Source organism: Phenylobacterium sp. (genome assembly GCF_036563285.1).
Classification (GTDB): Bacteria; Pseudomonadota; Alphaproteobacteria; order Caulobacterales; family Caulobacteraceae; genus Phenylobacterium.
In genome coordinates, this window is sequence record NZ_DATCMR010000002.1 from 77,850 (window position 1) to 95,872 (window position 18,023).

At 68.8% G+C, this 18,023-nt stretch carries 12 protein-coding genes; 5 read left to right on the forward strand and 7 right to left on the reverse strand.

Translation table 11 applies throughout. The features are described 5' to 3' along the window. Nucleotides 1-20: 20 nt before the first annotated feature. The gene (locus tag VIL76_RS00645; RefSeq protein ID WP_332043046.1) at nucleotides 21-1,445 is read left to right on the forward strand and encodes a phosphomannomutase/phosphoglucomutase; all 1,425 of its coding nucleotides are present in this window, start codon (nucleotides 21-23) and stop codon (nucleotides 1,443-1,445) included. A gap of 17 nt (nucleotides 1,446-1,462) precedes the next feature. Next, a complete protein-coding gene (locus tag VIL76_RS00650; RefSeq protein ID WP_332043047.1) occupies nucleotides 1,463-2,680 on the forward strand; it encodes an MFS transporter in 1,218 nt (405 codons plus the stop codon). Here VIL76_RS00650 and VIL76_RS00655 read toward each other — a convergent pair. Next, the gene (locus tag VIL76_RS00655) at nucleotides 2,677-3,411 is read right to left on the reverse strand and encodes a nucleotidyltransferase family protein (RefSeq protein WP_332043048.1); all 735 of its coding nucleotides are present in this window, start codon (nucleotides 3,409-3,411) and stop codon (nucleotides 2,677-2,679) included. The two genes, VIL76_RS00650 and VIL76_RS00655, sit on opposite strands and share 4 nt — an antisense overlap. Next, nucleotides 3,411-4,493, reverse strand: coding sequence for a CgeB family protein (locus tag VIL76_RS00660; RefSeq protein WP_332043049.1), 1,083 nt, complete (start codon nucleotides 4,491-4,493; stop codon nucleotides 3,411-3,413). Before VIL76_RS00660 ends, VIL76_RS00655 begins: the two co-directional genes overlap by 1 nt. A gap of 160 nt (nucleotides 4,494-4,653) precedes the next feature. Between VIL76_RS00660 and VIL76_RS00665 the strand changes: the two genes are divergently transcribed. After that, nucleotides 4,654-5,148 (forward strand): DUF1003 domain-containing protein, encoded by a 495-nt coding sequence (locus VIL76_RS00665; RefSeq protein ID WP_332043050.1) that lies wholly within the window; start codon nucleotides 4,654-4,656, stop codon nucleotides 5,146-5,148. Here the strand turns inward: VIL76_RS00665 and VIL76_RS00670 are convergent. Both VIL76_RS00670 and VIL76_RS00675 read right to left on the reverse strand, forming a co-directional pair. Then, complete coding sequence (locus VIL76_RS00670; protein ID WP_332043051.1) at nucleotides 5,145-5,891, reverse strand: metallophosphoesterase family protein; 747 nt, start codon at nucleotides 5,889-5,891, stop codon at nucleotides 5,145-5,147. The genes VIL76_RS00665 and VIL76_RS00670 overlap by 4 nt on opposite strands. Further along, a complete protein-coding gene (locus VIL76_RS00675) occupies nucleotides 5,875-6,654 on the reverse strand; it encodes a nucleotidyltransferase (protein WP_332043052.1) in 780 nt (259 codons plus the stop codon). The genes VIL76_RS00670 and VIL76_RS00675 overlap by 17 nt, the downstream gene beginning before the upstream one ends. Before the next feature lie 299 nt (nucleotides 6,655-6,953). Between VIL76_RS00675 and VIL76_RS00680 the strand changes: the two genes are divergently transcribed. Together VIL76_RS00680 and VIL76_RS00685 are read left to right on the forward strand one after the other, a co-directional pair. Beyond that, nucleotides 6,954-12,833, forward strand: coding sequence for a HAMP domain-containing protein (locus VIL76_RS00680; protein ID WP_332043053.1), 5,880 nt, complete (start codon nucleotides 6,954-6,956; stop codon nucleotides 12,831-12,833). Nucleotide 12,834: 1 nt separating this feature from the next. Further along, nucleotides 12,835-14,916, forward strand: coding sequence for a response regulator (locus VIL76_RS00685; RefSeq protein ID WP_332043054.1), 2,082 nt, complete (start codon nucleotides 12,835-12,837; stop codon nucleotides 14,914-14,916). Nucleotides 14,917-15,133: 217 nt separating this feature from the next. Here the strand turns inward: VIL76_RS00685 and VIL76_RS00690 are convergent, their stop codons facing one another. From VIL76_RS00690 to VIL76_RS00700, 3 genes are all read right to left on the reverse strand, one after another. Beyond that, on the reverse strand, nucleotides 15,134-15,364 hold the full coding sequence (locus tag VIL76_RS00690; protein ID WP_332043055.1) for a hypothetical protein: 231 nt from the start codon (nucleotides 15,362-15,364) through the stop codon (nucleotides 15,134-15,136). A 175-nt stretch (nucleotides 15,365-15,539) separates the two neighbouring features. Further along, on the reverse strand, nucleotides 15,540-16,619 hold the full coding sequence (locus tag VIL76_RS00695; protein ID WP_332043056.1) for an aldose 1-epimerase: 1,080 nt from the start codon (nucleotides 16,617-16,619) through the stop codon (nucleotides 15,540-15,542). An 8-nt stretch (nucleotides 16,620-16,627) separates the two neighbouring features. After that, nucleotides 16,628-17,971: a family 1 glycosylhydrolase gene (locus VIL76_RS00700; protein ID WP_332043057.1), complete on the reverse strand. Its 1,344-nt coding sequence runs from the start codon at nucleotides 17,969-17,971 to the stop codon at nucleotides 16,628-16,630. Between the last annotated feature and the right edge of the window lie 52 nt (nucleotides 17,972-18,023).

Sequence of the window (18,023 nt, forward strand, 5' to 3'; positions counted from 1 at the left end):
ACGCGGCGGCGGAGCTAGGCATGACCTTCCAGGCGTCCGACGAGGTTGCCCCGCAGCGTAGCTACGAACGCCCCGTCCCAGAGCTGAAGCGCATCCGCGCCGAAGCCGTGCGCGCCTACGACATCCGCGGTGTCGCCGGCCGCGACATCGATCCCGACGGCGCCTATGCCCTTGGGCTCGCCTATGCGGCGTCGGCGCGTGACGCGGGCCTCTCGCGCATCGGCGTCGGCCGCGACGGCCGGCTGAGCTCGCCGACCCTGGAGCAGGCCCTGGTCTGGGGCCTCATGGACGGCGGGCTGCGGGTTGAGCGCGTCGGCCTCTGTCCCACGCCCCTACTGGGCTACGCGGTGCGGGAGCTGGCGCTGGACGGCGCGATCATGGTCACCGCCTCGCACAACCCGCCGGCCGAGAACGGCTTCAAGATCCTGATGGGCGAGCGACGCGTGCACGGCGAGGCGCTGCGCAAGCTGGTGGAAGCGCCCTGCGCGCGTGGCGCCTGCGGTTCCTCGCGACGGCTGTCCGTGATCGAGACCTACGTCGCCGACCTCCTGCAGGCGGCGGCCGAGATGGCGCCGCTGAAGGTGGCCTGGGACTGCGGCAACGGCGCGACCGGGCCCGTGGTTGAGCGGCTCGCGCCGCACCTGCCCGGCCGCCATCATCTGCTCAACACCCGCGTCGATGGCCGCTTCCCGGCGCACCACCCGGACCCAGCGGTTGCCGCCAACCTCTCCCAGCTGGCCGAGTGCGTCGTCACCAACGGCTGCGACCTGGGCGTCGCCTTTGATGGCGACGGCGACCGCATCGGCGTGGTGGACGCGCAGGGCCGCATCCTGTGGGCCGACCAGCTGATCCTGCTGCTGGCCCGCGACCTCCTGGCCCGCACGCCAAAGGCCACAGTGGTGGCCGACGTGAAGTGCAGCAAGGTGCTGTTCGACGGCGTCGAGCAGGCCGGCGGCCGCGCCGTGCTCTCGCCTTCGGGCTACGTCCATGTTCGTGAGACCATGCTGGCGCAGAAGGCGCTGCTCGGCGGGGAGCTCTCCGGCCACATCTTCTTCGCCGACGGCTGGGGCGGGGTGGACGATGCGCTCTACGCCGCGGTGCGCACCTTCCTCGCCGTCTCGCGCCTGCCGGGCGGCCTCGCCGCCTTCCGCGAAAGCCTGCCGCCCAGCTTCGCGACGCCCGAGTTGCGGATCGCCTGTCCCGAGGCCCGCAAGGCCGAGCTCGTCGCCGAAGTCGCAGAACGGCTGGCCGGGGAGGGGGCGAGCTTCGACGCCAAGCTCGGCCTGCGCATCGAGACCGCCGACGGGTGGTGGCTGCTGCGCGCCTCCGGCACCGAGCCCAAGCTCACCTGCCGCTGCGAATCCCTCCACCCCGATGGCCTCGACCGTTTGCGCGCCGACCTGAAGCGCCACCTGAAGCTCTCCGGCCTCGACTGCGAGGTCTAGCGGCGTTAATCGCCGTCATGCCTCCCCGCTCCGACAGACCGCCGCCAGATGTGCGCCTCGCCGTGCCGGTGCTGCTGTTCATCGTGCTGGTGAGCCTGATCGGTTTCGGCATCGTGATCCCGCTGCTGCCCTTCTATGCGACCGTGTTCGACGCGGCGCCGTGGCAGGTGACCCTGCTGTTCGCCACCTTCTCCGCTGGTCAATTCGGGGGCGAGCTGTTCTTCGGCCGGCTGTCCGACCGCATCGGCCGCCGGCCGGTCCTGCTGCTCACCATGCTGGCGTCGGCCGGCAGCTATGCGGCGCTGGCCTTCGCGCCGAACATCTGGGTGGCCATCCTGATCCGCTGCATCGGAGGCTTCTTCAGCGGCAACATCTCCACCATCCAGGCCTACATCGTCGACGTCAGCCCGCACGAGCGGCTGGCCGGCCGGCTCGGCCTGATCGGCGGGGCGTTCGGTGTGGGCTTCACCCTGGGCCCCTGGCTCGGCGGCGTGCTGGCCCACCCCGAGGCGGGGGCGGCCGGGTTCTATCCACCGCTGCTGACCGCCTCGGCCCTGTCGGTGGTCGCCGCCGTCGGGGTGCTCGCCTTCGTCCGCGAGAGCCGCAGCAAGGAGCAGCACCTCACCGGACGGCCGGGGCCGCTCGCCGCCATCTGCGTCGCCCTTGGCGACCCGGTGCTCCGGCGGCTGCTCGCCACCACCTTCACCGGCTTCGCCTCGTTCTCGGCCTTTTGGGCTGTCTTCGGCCTCTGGGGCGCGGTCCGCTTCGACTGGGGACCGAAGGAGATCGGCACGGTCATGGGCGTCACCGGCGTGGCCGCGGCGCTCAGCCAGAGCTTCCTGTCCGGCATGCTGGTCCGCAGGGCGGGAGAGGTCCCCACAATCATCATCGGCCTGCTCTTCGCCGGAGCCTTCCTTCTCGTGCAGGCCTTCTCCCCGATGTGGCTGGCGATCGTCGCCATGACCGCGGCGGTGACCGGTCACACGCTCTCGCAGCCCGCGACAAGCGCGCTGATCTCGCACGCCGCGCCCGCCGGCCGGCAGGGGGCGATCCTCGGCGCGAACAACGCCGCAGGCTCGGCGGCCCGCGTGCTGGGGCCGGTGATCGCCGGCGTCATCTTCTCCAGCATCGGGCCCAATGCGCCGCTGATCTTCGCCGGCCTGGGGATGGCGCCCGCCGCCTGGTTGGCGTGGCGGGCCGGTCGGCAGCTGGCGATCCGCCAGGGCCGCGCCTAGCCCGCGGGCTCGCTGCTCCCCAGCAGGCGCTGGGCTTCCCGGTACCCGTGCAGGGTGCCCACGTCCACGTAGCCCGTCCCATGCGGGGCGTTCCACGCCTCGCCGCCGCGGGCCATCCAGGCGTTGACCAGGGTGCCCAGGTATTCGTCCTCCCGCTCGCGTTCGAGCCACAGCGCGTGCAGCTCGTGGAACACGTGCCCGGGCATCTTGAAGGCCCCCCAGATCCAGTGGGAGCTCGGAGCGGGGGCCTTGACCTGGATTTCCCGTATCCGTCCGTCCGCGTCGGCTACCACCGCGTCGAAGTGCTGCGGCGCGTCCACCGGGAAGGTGAGGAACGAGAAGCGGTGGTCGGGCAGGCGCGCCAGCCCGTCCTCGGGGAACCAGATGGTGTCGGGCAGGCCCACGGCCACCGGCTCGTCAGGCGAGATCAGCGGCAGGGCGCGGAAGAGGGCGTCGCACAGGCCGGCGGCGCGCGGCTGGACCACATAGGCGAAGTCCACCCCGGCCACGCGGTCGCCGAAGTAGCGCAGGATGTCGGCCTTGTGCGGGCTGATCACGAAGCAGACCTTGGTCGCGCCGCCCAGCCCGAGCCGCTCGACGAGGTACTCGCTCACCGCGCGCGGCCGCTCTGTTCCCCCCTCCCGGCGGACGCCCACCGGCAGCAGTTCCTTGGAGAAGGCGAGCGGCTGGATGCGGGTGCCTTGGCCGGCGGCCGGAATGATGCCCCACATCAGGCGTGCTCCAAGTCCGCCGGGGTGGAAGCCTCGAGGTAGCGCAGCAGGTCGGCGGCCCGGTGGCCGCTGGTGTGCGCGTCGAGCGTACGCTCGCGGGCCGCCCGGGCGATGCGGGCCAGCTCCTCGTCCGCCAGATCGAGAGCGGCGAGCGCCTCCTCCGTGGTCGCGGCGGTGAGGATCTCCCGGCCGGGCTCGAAGAATAGGTCGAGCCCTTCCCAGCTGTCGGAGAGGATCGGCGCCCCGCAGGCGGCGGCCTCGAAGAGCCGGCCCGAGGGGCAGTAGCCCATCTCCGCCATGTCCCGGCGGGTGACGTTCAGCGTCAGCCGCGAGGAGGCGAAGAAGGCCGCGTGCTCCGGCGGCGACACGTGGTCGAGGAAGAAGATGTTGTCGGTCCAGGGGAAGGCGGTGTCGTAGCCCGAGCCGCCCAGCAGGAAGCGCATCTGCGGCCTGAGCTTCGCCGGCTCGGCGAAAAGTGCGTTCACCGCAGGCTGCCGGTCCGCCGCATAGGTGCCGAGGTAGGAGAGGTCGCATCGGTAGCGGTCCTCGGCCGGGGCCGGCCGGTGATGGTCGGGGTCCACGTGGCCGTAGAGGGGCAAGGCGCGCCGGGCCCCCAGGTCGCGCTCCAACTGGACCAGCGCCTCGCCGCCGGTGTAGCTCAGCACCAGATCGAAGCCGCCCAGGCCCTCGGGAGGCAAGTAGGCGACGCTCTCGCCGGCCGCGAGGCGGGCGAGCGTCACCGGCGTGTCCATGTCGTAGAAGATCGAGCGCCGACCGAGCTCGCAAACCAGGGCCGACGCGGCCGGTCCGTCGGGGCAGTAGGAGGTGACCATGGCCGCGTCCGCCGAAGCCGTCTCGGCGCGGGCGCGCTCGGCGACGTCCGCCCAGTCGCGGTAGAGCACCAGCTCGCCGCCGGGCAATGCGGTGAGGTCGCGGTGGCGGGCGTAGTAGGGGACGTCGCGTTCGAAGAATACCACCTGGGCCCCGCGGGCCGCGAGCGCCCGGATCAGCCCGCGCCAGAGCGTCGCATGGCCGTTGCCCCACGACGAGCTCACCGTCAGGCCGAAGATGACCAGTTTCATCGAAGGCTACGCCTGGCTTCCCTTCAGACTGAACCGGCGCCGTAGACGATGGTTCCAAAATGCGCAGCAGCAGGCGGAACAGCTCACGCGGGCGCGGGTTCGGGCGCTTATGAACGCACACCGTCGTCCTTCCGAGGTGACCGATCGGCGCCAGCCGGACATGGCCTCCGTGCTCCGGCGCAACATCGACGCCATGCGCGAGGAGCGTGAGCGGGCGGAGGCTCAGGCCAGCTGGGGCGAGAAGCTGGCCGCGCGGATCACCGATTTCACCGGGTCGCTGCTGTTCGTCTATCTGCACCTGGCGCTGGTGGGGGGGTGGGTCGCCGTGAACCTGGGCGTCGTGCCGGGCGCGCCGAGGTTCGACCCGACCTTCGTGATCCTGGCGACGGTGGCCTCGGTCGAGGCCATCTTCCTCTCCACGTTCGTGCTGATCAGCCAGAACCGGATCGCCGCCATCGCCGACCGGCGCGCAGCGCTCGACCTCCAAATCAACCTGCTGGCCGAGTACGAGATCACCCACCTGGTGAAGCTCACCCGCGCGATCGCCGAGAAGATCGGCGCCGACCATGCGCTCGATCCCGAGCTGGAGGAGCTGATCCGGGAGGTGGCGCCCGAGGCTGTGCTCGAAGAGCTCGGCGAGGACGAGGACTCCTAGACCTCGAACAGCGCGTACTCGATCCCGAGGTCGCGGTTCAGCACCGGCTTGGCGACGTTGTAGACCGGCGTGCCGCGAGCGGTGCGGCCCTCGTAGGCGCCGCGGTGGGCGTGGCCGTGGAGGACGCACTTCACGCCGTCGAACCGGTCGATGGTCTCTCCCATCCGCGCCGAGCCCAGGAACGCGAAGATCTCAGGCGGCTCGCCCTCGACGGTGTCCTGCACGGGCGAGTAGTGCAGCAGGACGACGTTGCGCTCCGTGCGCAGCATCCGCAGGCTGGTCTCCAGCTTCAGGTTCTCGTCGACCGCGGCCTGGACGAAGGACTTGATCTCGGGCTCGCCGAAGGCGGTGAGCATGTGACGGCCGTAGCCGCCTATGAAGCCTTTGCAGCCGGCGAAGCCGACGCCGTCGATCTCGATCGCCTCGCCGTCGAGCAGGCGCAGACCGCCCTCGTGCAGGATGCGGGCGACCTCCTGCGGCTGGCCGCACTCGTAGTCGTGGTTGCCGAGCACGCCAACCACGGGGATGGAGCAGGCCCGAAGGTCTTCGGCGAGGATCTCGGCCTCGGGCGTCTTGCCGAAGTTGGTGAGGTCGCCGCAGAGCGCCAGGACGTCGGCCTCGTCGCTGATCCGCTGGAACAGCTCGCGGTAGGGATGGACGTGGTTCTCGCCGACGTGGAGGTCGCCGATGGCGGCGAGCTTCATGCGGCCGTTCGGCTGTGGGGTGTCAGGCGATAGGCTCATGACGCTCCTCGAGGCCTTTGCCGACCACGTCGGCGAAGCCCCACTCGGTGATGTCGGTGACGTAGTCGCGGGGACTGAACAGGCGGCCGCGGCAGACCCTTACCCGGGCGGCCGGCAGGCCGACCTGGGCCTGTAGCCGGCCGGTGAGCTCGTCCATGACCCAGCGGGGGATCAGGTCGCGTTCGGTGGGGTAGATGAAGCGGAAGTTGATCAGGTGGCTGAGCAGCACCTCCCAGTAGGGCTCGGTGTAGCGGAGCAGCAGCTTCCAATCGATGCGGTCGTTGGCCTTCAGGATCACGTGGGCCACGTCGGCGCCGTCGTAGCGGTAGCGGTCCTGGATGAAGATCTTGGAGAGGATCAACTGGGTCGGCGGGGTGATCTTGGCTTCGGTGCCGTAGACCGTGATGGTGTCGTTGTTCTCGAACCACTCGTCGGTGATCGGGGCCGTGCCGTTGGACATGGCGAAGATCACGTCGAAGAACCGGTTGTCGGACCAGACCTTGGCGATCCAGCGCTCGTCCTCAACGTCGGTGCGGTAACCGCGGTCCTGGAAGAAGGCGAGGATGCGGGGGTAGTCGCCGGCCTTGCAGAAGACGTCGAGGTCCTTCGTGGGGCGCACGATGCCGGTGTAGGCGGTCACGGCGTAGGTGCCGGACAGCAGGAAGGGGATGCCGCTCTCGGTGAGGAGCTTCAGGCTCTCGGCGTAGAAGGCCTCGGCCTCGGGCGGCGGCTCGAAGGCGGCGTCTTCGTACGGTTGCGACATGGCCCCCAAACGGCAGGCCGGCGCCGCGGTTCCGGAGCGACGTTCGGTGGCAGGAGGCTGCCGGGTCCAGAACGACGGAATCCAAAGCTTAGCAGTTGATCCGGCTCGATTTTTCAGGCATAGGTGGGAGGCGCTCCGGATTCGGGAATCCCCGCGCGTCGCTCACGAAAATTTTTTTATAGCCAAGCTGGAACCAGACGGCGGAACACGCTGTTTACCCGAAAGGGCGGGGGTGTGTCTTGTCGCAGGGGCGACGAGCATTCCCTCGCTGTCGGTCCAGACCGCTCCCCGGGGGAACAATGTCGCAAGCTGCCGCCGCCACGCCGAAGTCGGGCAAGTCGTCCATCAAATCCGCCGCCCGCAAGAAGGCCGACCGGCCGGCCTTGCAGACCTCCGAGCTGCTGGCGGCGCTGCGCGCCTTCCGGCGCGGGGACTTCTCGGTACGGCTGCCGCGCGGCATGAGCGGGGTCGACGGCGAGATCGCGGAGGCCTTCAACGACGTGGTCGAGCTGAACGACCGCATGACCAAGGAATTCGAGCGGCTCGGCGAGACCGTGGGCCGCCAGGGGAAGATCAACCACCGCGCCCGACTGCCCGCCGCGACCGGGTCCTGGGCCGCCTCGGTGGACGCGGTGAACACCCTCATCGCCGACATGGTCCACCCCACCGCCGAAATGGCCCGCGTGATCGGCGCCGTGGCCAAGGGCGACCTTAGCCAGACGATGGACCTGGAGAACGAGGAGCGGCCGCTGCGCGGCGAGTTCCTTCGGATCGGCAAGGTCGTGAACACCATGGTGGGCCAGCTGGGCTCGTTCGCCTCGGAAGTGACCCGCGTGGCGCGTGAAGTGGGCACCGAAGGCAAGCTGGGCGGCCAGGCGCAGGTGCGCGGCGTGGCCGGCACCTGGAAGGACCTCACCGACAACGTGAACTTCATGGCCGCCAACCTGACCGGCCAGGTGCGTAACATCGCCGAGGTGACCACCGCCGTGGCCAACGGTGACCTTTCCCGCAAGATCACCGTGGACGTGAAGGGCGAGGTGCTCGAGCTGAAGAACACCATCAACACCATGGTGGACCAGCTGAACTCCTTCGCCTCGGAAGTGACCCGCGTGGCGAGGGAAGTGGGTACGGAAGGCAAGCTCGGCGGCCAGGCCCAGGTGAAGGGCGTCGCCGGTACGTGGAAGGACCTCACCGACAACGTGAACCTGATGGCCGCCAACCTGACCGGCCAGGTCCGTAACATCGCCGAAGTGACGACCGCCGTGGCCCGGGGCGACCTGTCCAAGAAGATCACCGTGGACGTGAAGGGGGAAATCCTCGAGCTGAAGAACACCATCAACACCATGGTGGACCAGCTGAACGCCTTCTCCTCCGAAGTGACCCGCGTGGCGCGCGAAGTGGGTACGGAAGGCAAGCTGGGCGGTCAGGCCCGAGTGGAAGGGGTGACCGGCGCCTGGAAGGACCTCACCGACAACGTGAACTTCATGGCCGCGAACCTGACCGGCCAGGTCCGTAACATCGCCGAGGTGACCACCGCCGTGGCGAACGGGGACTTGTCCAAGAAGATCACCGTGGACGTGAAGGGCGAGATCCTGGAGCTGAAGAACACCATCAACACCATGGTGGACCAGCTGAACGCCTTCGCCTCGGAAGTGACCCGCGTGGCCCGTGAAGTGGGCACCGAAGGCAAGCTGGGCGGCCAGGCGAACGTGAAGGGCGTCGGCGGCACCTGGAAGGACCTCACCGACAACGTGAACCTGATGGCCGCCAACCTGACCGGCCAGGTCCGTAACATCGCCGAAGTGACCACCGCGGTGGCCATGGGCGACTTGTCCAAGAAGATCACCGTGGACGTGCGCGGCGAGATCCTGGAGCTGAAGAACACCATCAACACCATGGTGGACCAGCTGAACTCGTTCTCGTCGGAAGTGACCCGCGTGGCCCGTGAAGTGGGTACCGAAGGCAAACTCGGCGGCCAGGCCCAGGTGAAGGGCGTCGCCGGCACCTGGAAGGACCTCACCGACAACGTGAACCTGATGGCCGCCAACCTGACGGGTCAGGTGCGTAACATCGCCGAGGTGACCACCGCCGTGGCCAACGGCGACTTGTCCAAGAAGATCACCGTGGACGTGAAGGGGGAAATCCTCGAGCTGAAGAACACCATCAACACCATGGTGGACCAGCTGAACGCCTTCGCCTCGGAAGTGACCCGCGTGGCCCGTGAAGTGGGCACCGAAGGCAAGCTCGGCGGCCAGGCCCAGGTGAAGGGCGTCGCCGGCACCTGGAAGGACCTCACCGACAACGTGAACTTCATGGCCGCCAACCTGACGGGTCAGGTGCGGAACATCGCCGAAGTGACCACCGCGGTGGCCATGGGCGACTTGTCCAAGAAGATCACCGTGGACGTGCGCGGCGAGATCCTCGAGCTGAAGAACACCATCAACACCATGGTGGACCAGCTGAACTCCTTCGCCTCGGAAGTGACCCGCGTGGCGAGGGAAGTGGGTACGGAAGGCAAGCTCGGCGGCCAGGCCCAGGTGAAGGGCGTCGCCGGCACCTGGAAGGACCTCACCGACAACGTGAACCTGATGGCCGCCAACCTGACCGGCCAGGTGCGTAACATCGCCGACGTGACCACCGCCGTGGCCAAGGGCGACTTGTCCAAGAAGATCACCGTCGACGTGCGCGGTGAAATCCTCGAGCTGAAGAACACCATCAACACCATGGTGGACCAGCTGAACGCCTTCGCCTCGGAAGTGACCCGCGTGGCCCGTGAAGTGGGCACCGAAGGCAAGCTCGGCGGCCAGGCGCAGGTGCCCGGCGTGGCCGGCACCTGGAAGGACCTCACCGACAACGTGAACATGATGGCGGCGAACCTGACCGGTCAGGTGCGTAACATCGCCGACGTCGTGACCTCGGTGGCCATGGGCGACCTGAAGCGGAAGCTGACCCTGGACGCCAAGGGCGAAATCGCCGCGCTGGCCGACACCATCAACGGGATGATCGAGACCCTGGCCACCTTCGCCGACCAGGTGACCAACGTGGCCCGCGAAGTGGGCATCGAAGGCAAGCTCGGCGGCCAGGCCCGGGTGCCCGGCGCCGCCGGCCTGTGGCGCGACCTGACCGACAACGTGAACGAACTGGCCGCCAACCTGACCACCCAGGTGCGCGCCATCGCCGAGGTGTCCACCGCCGTGACGAAGGGCGACCTGACCCGGTCGATCACCGTCGAGGCGTCGGGCGAGGTGGAAGAGCTGAAGAACAACATCAACGAGATGATCCGCAACCTGCGCGATCAGACGCTGAAGAACACGGAACAGGACTGGCTGAAGACCAACCTGGCCCGCTTCACGCGGATGCTGCAGGGCGAGCGCGACCTGTCGACGGTGTCGAACCTGGTGCTCTCCGAACTCGCGCCGCTGATCAACGCCCAGCACGCGGTGTTCTACGTCTCCGACCGGGACGAGGACGGCGCCATGGTGCTGAACCTGGCCGCCTCCTACGCCTTCAACAGCCGCAAGCACCTGGCCAGCCAGTTCAAGCTGCGCGAAGGGCTGATCGGCCAGTGCGCCTACGAGAAGTCGCGGATCCTGCTCACCAACGTACCGAAGGACTATGTGCAGGTGTCCTCGGGCCTGGGTGAGGCGCCGCCGAGCAACATCATCGTCCTGCCCGCCCTCTTCGAAGGCGAGGTGAAGGCGGTGATCGAACTGGCCACCTTCGGCGAGTTCAACGAGACCCAGCAGCAGTTCCTCGACCAGCTGATGGAATCCATCGGCATCGTGCTCAACACCATCGCCGCCAACATGCGGACGGAAGGCCTGCTGAAGCAGTCGCAGCTCCTGACCTCGGAACTGCAGGCGCAGCAGGAGGAGCTGAAGAAGACCAACGACCGCCTGGAGCAACAGGCCGCGTCGCTGCGTCAGTCGGAAGAGCTGCTCCGCACCAAGCAGGAGGAGCTGCAGCAGACCAACGCCGAGCTCCAGGAGAAGGCGCACCTGCTGTCGATCCAGAACCAGCAGGTGGAAGCCAAGAACCGGGAAGTGGAACAGGCGAAGCTGGCCCTCGAAGAGAAGGCCGAACAGCTCGCCCTGACCTCGAAGTACAAGTCCGAGTTCCTGGCCAACATGTCCCACGAGCTGCGGACGCCGCTGAACTCGCTGCTCATCCTCTCGAAGCTGCTGGCCGACAACGGCCAGGGCAACCTGACGGACAAGCAGGTGGAGTTCGCCCGCAACATCCACGACGCGGGCACCGACCTCCTGGGCCTCATCAACGACATCCTGGACCTGTCGAAGATCGAGTCCGGCACGGTCACCCTGGACATCTCGGAAATGTCGTTCGCCAGCCTGCGCGACCAGACGGACCGGACGTTCAGCCAGATCGCGGCGGACAAGAAGCTCGACTTCCAGGTCGAGCTGGACCCGGCGCTGCCGCGGTCGATGTACACCGACGACAAGCGCCTGCAGCAGATCATCAAGAACCTGCTGTCGAACGCCTTCAAGTTCACGGAAAAGGGCCATGTGAAGCTGAAGGTCGCCCGAGCGCACGGCGGCTGGCACCAGACCAACGACCACCTCAACACGGCGGGCCAGGTGCTGGCCTTCCAGGTCGAGGACACCGGCATCGGCATCCCCGAGGACAAGCAGCGGATCATCTTCGAGAGCTTCCAGCAGGCCGACGGCTCGATCAGCCGGAAGTTCGGCGGGACGGGTCTCGGGCTGTCGATCTCCCGCGAGATCACCCGCCTGCTCGGCGGCGAACTGAAGGTGCAGTCGGTGCCCGGCAAGGGGTCGACCTTCACCCTCTACCTGCCGCTGAACTTCAGCCCGGCCGCGCAGCCGGCGCCGAGCAACCGCCCGCCGTCGGCCGCCATGCCCAGCCTGCCGCGTCCGATGCTGATGCCGTCGACCTTCTCGGACGAGCCGGTGGAAGCCGTCGCCGACGACCGCGACAGCATCAACTCGGGCGACAGCGTGGTGCTGATCGTCGAGGACGATCCGCGGTTCGCCTCGATCCTGCTCAGCCTCGTGCACGAGAGCGGGTTCAAGGGCGTGGTCACGGGCGAGGGCGGAGCCGCCCCGTCGCTGGCGCGCCGCTTCGGGCCTGACGCGATCATGCTCGACATCGGCCTGCCGGACATGGACGGCCTGGCCCTGCTCGACCTCCTGAAGCGCACGCCCGAGACCCGGCACATCCCGGTGCATGTGATCTCGGCGGACGACCAGAAGGGCCTGGGCATCTCGATGGGCGCCTTCGGCTTCACCCACAAGCCGGTGGAGCGCGAGGTGGTGGTCTCCACGCTGCAAGGCGTGAAGACCTTCGTCGACAAGGTCGAGCGGCGGATCGTGCTGGTCGGCGCCGAAGGCGAGGCGGCCGACACCCTGCGTCAGTGCTTCACCGACGTGGAGCTGGCCTCCGACCTGGCCGAAGTGCTGGCCCGGCCGCAGGCCGAGCGGCCCGACGGCCTGATGATCGAAGCCACGACGCTGCCGGCCACGGAGATCGTCGAGCAGCTGAAGCAGTCGGACGGCCGGATGGTGCCCGCGGTGGTCTACGTCCCCGAGGAGCTCGATCCGGAAGACGACCGCCGCCTGCGGCTTGCGGTGTTCGGCGGCCTCGTCCGCCTGGCCCGCACGCCGGACCAGCTGGTCGACCAGGCGAGCCTCATGCTGCACGAGCCGCTGGAGCGCCTGTCCGCGCCGGCCAAGGCCAAGCTGAACCAGAGCAAGCACGACGACTCCGTGCTCTCGGGCCGCAAGGTGGTGGTCATCGACGACGACATCCGCAATATCTTCTCGCTGGCCTCGGCCCTCGAGGAGTACGGAATCGAGCTCAGCTACGCCGAGAGCGGCCGCGCCGGCCTCGACGTGCTGGACGCGAAGCCGGATGTGGACGTGGTGCTGGTGGACATCATGATGCCGGACATGGACGGCTACGAGACCATCCGCGAGATCCGCGCCCGGCCGGGCATGGGCGACCTGCCGATCGTGGCCGTCACCGCCAAGGCGATGAAGGGCGACCGTCAGAAGTGCATCCAGGCCGGCGCCTCGGACTACGTCTCCAAGCCGGTGGACATCGACCACCTGGTGTCGGTGCTGCGGGTCTCGATCCAGCGCGCGGACGCCATGCGGCTGGCCAGCGACACGGTGGTCTCCCTGATGCCGCAAGCGAGCTGATGTGACCCGAGCCTCACCCGCCAGTCTCCTGACAAGGTCCTGGCGGGCGGAGCCTCAGGCGCCGCCCGACCTGGACACGCCGATCAAGGCGCGTGTGCTCATCGTCGACGACGACGAGCGCAACGCGTTCGCGGCGGTGCAGGCGCTGGAGGAGCTGGGCCACGAGCTGGTGACCGCGAAGTCCGGGGAGGAGGCCCTGCGTATGCTCCTCACCGAGGAGTTCGCGGTCATCCTGCTGGACCTGCACATGCCGGGCATGGACGGCTACGAGACGGCGGCGCTGATCCGGACGCGCAAGCGGACGGCGCGGACGCCCATCGTCTTCCTCACGGCGATCTTCCGGGACGAGGCCCACGTCTTCCAGGCCTATTCCGCCGGGGCCGTGGACGTGGTGTTCAAGCCGGTCGACCCCTTCATCCTGAAGTCCAAGGTGACGGTCCTGGTGGACCTGTACATGAAGACCGAGGAGGTGAAGCGGCAGGCCGCCTACCAGCAGTGGCTGCTGGACGAGCACGCCCGGCTACAGGCCGAGAAGGCCCAGACCGAGCGGGCGCTGCGGCGCACCGAGGCGCGGCAGGAGGCGATCCTGCAGTCCCTGCCGATCGTCTTCACCTCGCGCAGCATCGATCCGCCGTTCGCCCCGCAGTTCGTGTCGGAATCGGTGAAGGACATCACCGGCTTCCCGGCCAGCCGCTTCGTGGACGAGCCGGAGTTCGGCTCCAGCCGCATCCATCCGGAAGACCTCGACCGGGTGATCGAGGCGGTGTCGGGCGCCGCGCGGACCGGCCGCTACGCCTGCGAGTTCCGCTGGCTGTGCGCCGACGGCCAGTACCGGGTGCTCTCCGACCAGGGCGTGGTGGCGCCGGGCGAGGGCGGCGAGCCGCGGGAAATCTTCGGCGTCATGCTGGACGCCACCGACCGGCACAGCCTGGAAGAGCAGCTCGCCCAGGCGCGCAAGATGGAGGCGGTGGGCCAGCTCACCGGCGGCGTCGCCCACGACTTCAACAACCTGCTGACCGTCGTGCTCGGCAACATCGACATGCTGGGGCGGAAGAAGGACGAGGACGAGGCGCGCCGGATGCGCCGGATCGACGCCATCCGCCAGGCCGCAGAGCGCGGCCGCGACCTGACCCGCCAGCTGCTGGCCTTCTCGCGCCGGCAGCACCTGTCGCCGGTGACGGTGGACGCCAACGCCCTGATCCGCGACTTCGCGCCCCTGATGCGCCAGGCGGTGGGCGAGGCGGTGACCATCGACCTGCAGCTCTCGGACGAGCAGCTCTGCGCCCACGTGGACCCGACCCAGCTGGAGACGGCGCTGCTGAACCTGGCCGTCAACGCCCGAGACGCCATGCCCGACGGCGGCACGGTCACCATCCACACCACGCGCGAGGGCGAGCGCATCGCCATCGAGGTGCGCGACACCGGCGTGGGCATGTCGCCGGAGGTGCGCGACCGGGTGTTCGAGCCGTTCTTCACCACCAAGGAGGTGGGCAAGGGCTCGGGCCTGGGCCTGTCCCAGGTCTACGGCTTCGTTCGGCAGTCGGAGGGCGAGGTCCACGTCGAGAGCGCGCCGGGCAAGGGGACCAGCTTCCAGCTCATCCTGCCGGCGTCCACGGCGCCCCTGGAGCCGATGGCGGCGGACGTGCGGCCGAAGGTGATCCGCGGCGGGGACGAGCGGATCCTGCTGGTGGAGGACGACCCCACGGTTCTGGCGCTGACGCTCGATATGCTGACGGGCCTGGGCTACCAGGTCCACACGGCGACGAATGCCGCCGAGGCGCTGGAGTTCCTGCACACCGGCGAGGAGATCGACCTGCTGTTCACCGACGTGGTGATGCCGGGCGGGGTGAGCGGCGTGAGCCTGGCGCGTACGGCGCGCGAGCTGCGGCCGGGCCTGAAGGTGCTGCTGACCTCGGGTTTCGTAGGCGAAGGCGCGGTGATCGAGAACGCCGAGTTCCCGCTGCTCGACAAGCCGTACGAGACCGCGCTGCTGGCCGCCAAGCTGCGGCGCCTGCTGGACGGGGAGGAGCCGCCGAAGCGCAAGGGCCGCCCCAAGGCCGAACGGGCCGCCGCCGCGGAGTAGGGGCTTAGCAGCTCAGGCGCGGGAGGCGGCGAGGCCGCCTTTATTGAACCACGGACGACACGGACCACACGGACGGCGTTGCCGGCCGCGCCGCAGGCGCGATCTGTTCGCCGATCGAGGAGGAGTCCCGCTCGCTGCCGCTCGCAAAGGTGCGTCCGTGTTCGTCCGTGTCGTCCGTGGTCAAACAACGACCTCGCGGAAGCGCGGCGCTCGGCGGCTAGCTCTCGGAGCCCTTCGCCAGGTGGCGCAGGGCGGCGGCCATGCGGCGGGCGCGAGCGCGGTGCATCCAGCCGTCGCGCTGGCCTGAGGAGAGGGAGGCCGCCATGGCTTCCAGCTGTTCCGCGCGGCCTTCGGGGGCGAAGGCCTGGGCCAGCATGGAGGCCTCGGTCAGGAGCTCGGTCCGCAACTCTGGGCTGCAGGCGTTGAGCAGGGCTTCGTCGAAGTCCAAGATCTGGGCGCCGGTGTGCGACGCGGGTCTTCGTAGCGCACGTTCCATAAGCCAAAGTCCCTTTGGCCCCGGGTAACCCTTCGACCTTCGTCAGGTTCCTAGGGCGCAGTTTGCAACTGCGCCCAAGCTGTTGATTTGGCGCGCGCTTCGGGCGGCGAACCGGCACCCGCTTCGCCTAAGGGTGCGGCAGGGCAAAGGCGCTTACCCGCACCTCGTAAGGCAATTCCTCACCGGGCTTGAGCGTGGCCATTCCGGTGTCGGTCCCCTGCGGCCAGACGGCGCTGTAGGGGTCAGCGAGGTTGAACTGCGGCTCAACCACGACGAAAGCCTTATCGGGCGGGGCGTAGACCTGGACGGCCTTCACCTGGGGGGTCGGCGATGCGATCCGAAGACCCAGTTTGGCGGCGGGATCGAAAATCTCCACCACCGCCTCGCCGTTTTCACGGCCAAGGTCGGTGAAGCAGTCGTCGAGGTAGAGGTCGCCGAGCGGGGCGCCGCCGGCGGCGTTGAAGTCGAACGTCGTGCCGGTGACGTCGGACAGCACGCCGGTCGGCAGGACCTCGTCGTAGTCGTTGACCTCCGCCCGGTGGGCCGCCGGCAGGCGCAGGCGGGCCTGGCTTCGCTTGCCGCTCGGCAGGGCGAAATAGGGATGCCAGCCCAGCCCCAGCGGGAGGATGTCGCGGCCGACGTTCCTGGCCACCACCTTCAGCACCAGGGCGCCGGCGGTGAGCCGCCACTCGAAGGACAGCTCGGCGCGCGACGGCCAGCGGCCGTCGAAGTCGCCGGCGTTGAGGCGGCCCTGGACGCGGTCCGGCGAAGGCTGGGCAAAGGGGACGGTGGCCTCGAGGATCAGGCCGTGCATGGCGTACTGCTCGGCGCCGTCGGCCTTGCCGCCCCAATTGCGGGGCAGGCGCACGCTGCGGCCGTCGACCGTGGCCTCGATCTCCCGCGAGCCCTCCAGCGCGGTCCCGCGGATGCGGTTGGCGAAGGGGGCGAGCAGGGCGCCTCCGAAGGCGAAGGAGCGGTTGCCGGCGAAGTCCTCCTCGCCGCCGAACTCGCGGGCGGCGTCCTCAGGGGCGGGGGCGGCGAGCGCGTCGACGACGCGGCCGTCGGGCAGCCGCAGGCGCGCCTGCAGCAGCATCATGCCGCGTCCGGGCAGGACCGAGGCCTCCAGGAAGGCGGGGCCCTCGGCCGGCGCGTCCTGGGCTGTGAGGGTCAGCAGCGGCTGGCCGCCGAAGCGGAGCGGGTCGACCACGGCGGCCGTCAGGCCTGGCGCCGCTCGTCGGCCTGGGCGAGCTCGACGGCGCGCAGGTGACGGGCGTCGGCGCGGTGCCGCTCGCTGACCGGCTCCTCGTACTCCGACGGCGGCACGATCGGCACCGACAGGCAGACGCTCTGGGTCGGCAGCACCTCGCCCCAGTCCTTGATCAGCTGCTGGTAGGAGCGGCCGACCGGGCGGATCTCGCGGTTGAGGTCGTAGAGGCCGACGGGGTGGACGCGGCCGTTCTGCTCGCGCAGGCCGACGTCCCAGTCGATCTGGTCGGTGAGCGAGTACCAGGTGAAGCCCACGGTCGGCACGCCGTCGTTGCGCACGCGCAGCACGTTGGCCCATTCCTTCCAGAGCCAGTTCACCGCCTCGTCCCCGTTGGGGCCCTCGGCGATGTTGGTCTCGGTGTGCATCACCGGCAGGCGGTAGCGGTTGTAGTACTGCCGGGTGATCTCGGAGTAGCCGAAGATCTCGCCGGACGCGCGGCTGGAGCCGTCGGCGGAGACCCGGTGCTCGTTGGTCCAGTAGTAGTCGTTGCCGAGGATGCAGTGGTGGTGCAGGGCGTTGCCGAGGAAGAAGTGGTACTCCTCCCGCGTCATGCCGTTGTCCATCAGGTACTCGTACATCTCCGAGTCCACCCGGTGGCCGTAGTTCAGGTCCAGCGACAGGAAGCGGCGTGAGTTCTCGATCTCGGCCGGCTTGATGGCCGCGGGGTTCTCGGCGTGGAAGTACTCCGAGCTCTCCGACTGGATGAAGATGGCGTCGGGGCGGACCTTCAGGATCTCCTGCATGGCCCGCACATTGGCCTTCACGATGTGCTTGAGCGCGGTGACGAAGGTGCGGTCCGTGGTGCCCTGCTCGTTCCACCAGCCGTACTTGGCCGAGAACTGGGCGCAGATGAACATCTCGTTGACCGGGGTGTAGAGCTGCACCCAGGGGAAGCGGCGCGCGAAGGCGTAGGCGTAGCGGGCGAAGACTTCGGGGAAGTCGGGGTTCTGGAAGTCGCCCAGCCAGTCGGGCAGGCCGAAGTGGCAGAGGTCGACGATGGGGACGATGTCGCGCCGCTTCAGCTCGGCGAAGGTGACGTCGGCGAACTCCCAGTCGAACTTGTCGGCGGCCACCAGGGTGGTGTGCAGCGGCGGGCCGTAGCGCAGGAACCTGATCCCGATCTCCTCGAGCAGGTCGAAGTCCTTCCGCCAGTGGCGGTAGTGGCCGCAGGACTCCATCTGGTCGACGCGAACGCGGCCGCCCTTGATCTTCGGGATGCTGTTCTCGATCCCGGTGGCGAACATGAAGGCGGAGATGGCGGATCCTCCGGATAGCCGCGCAGGCACGGTCATTCCCAGGCCCAGAGAACTCGGGACCGTGCGGGTGGGTTCACGAAATTAGCGT

What these genes read in the sequence shown, in the direction of transcription:
- VIL76_RS00645 (WP_332043046.1), top strand. Translation starts at nt 21, where the DNA reads ATGACCTTCCAGGCGTCCGACGAGGTTGCCCCGCAGCGTAGCTACGAA.
- VIL76_RS00650 (WP_332043047.1), top strand. Translation starts at nt 1,463, where the DNA reads ATGCCTCCCCGCTCCGACAGACCGCCGCCAGATGTGCGCCTCGCCGTG.
- VIL76_RS00655 (WP_332043048.1), bottom strand. Translation starts at nt 3,411, where the DNA reads ATGTGGGGCATCATTCCGGCCGCCGGCCAAGGCACCCGCATCCAGCCG.
- VIL76_RS00660 (WP_332043049.1), bottom strand. Translation starts at nt 4,493, where the DNA reads ATGAAACTGGTCATCTTCGGCCTGACGGTGAGCTCGTCGTGGGGCAAC.
- VIL76_RS00665 (WP_332043050.1), top strand. Translation starts at nt 4,654, where the DNA reads ATGGCCTCCGTGCTCCGGCGCAACATCGACGCCATGCGCGAGGAGCGT.
- VIL76_RS00670 (WP_332043051.1), bottom strand. Translation starts at nt 5,891, where the DNA reads ATGAGCCTATCGCCTGACACCCCACAGCCGAACGGCCGCATGAAGCTC.
- VIL76_RS00675 (WP_332043052.1), bottom strand. Translation starts at nt 6,654, where the DNA reads ATGTCGCAACCGTACGAAGACGCCGCCTTCGAGCCGCCGCCCGAGGCC.
- VIL76_RS00680 (WP_332043053.1), top strand. Translation starts at nt 6,954, where the DNA reads ATGTCGCAAGCTGCCGCCGCCACGCCGAAGTCGGGCAAGTCGTCCATC.
- VIL76_RS00700 (WP_332043057.1), bottom strand. Translation starts at nt 17,971, where the DNA reads ATGACCGTGCCTGCGCGGCTATCCGGAGGATCCGCCATCTCCGCCTTC.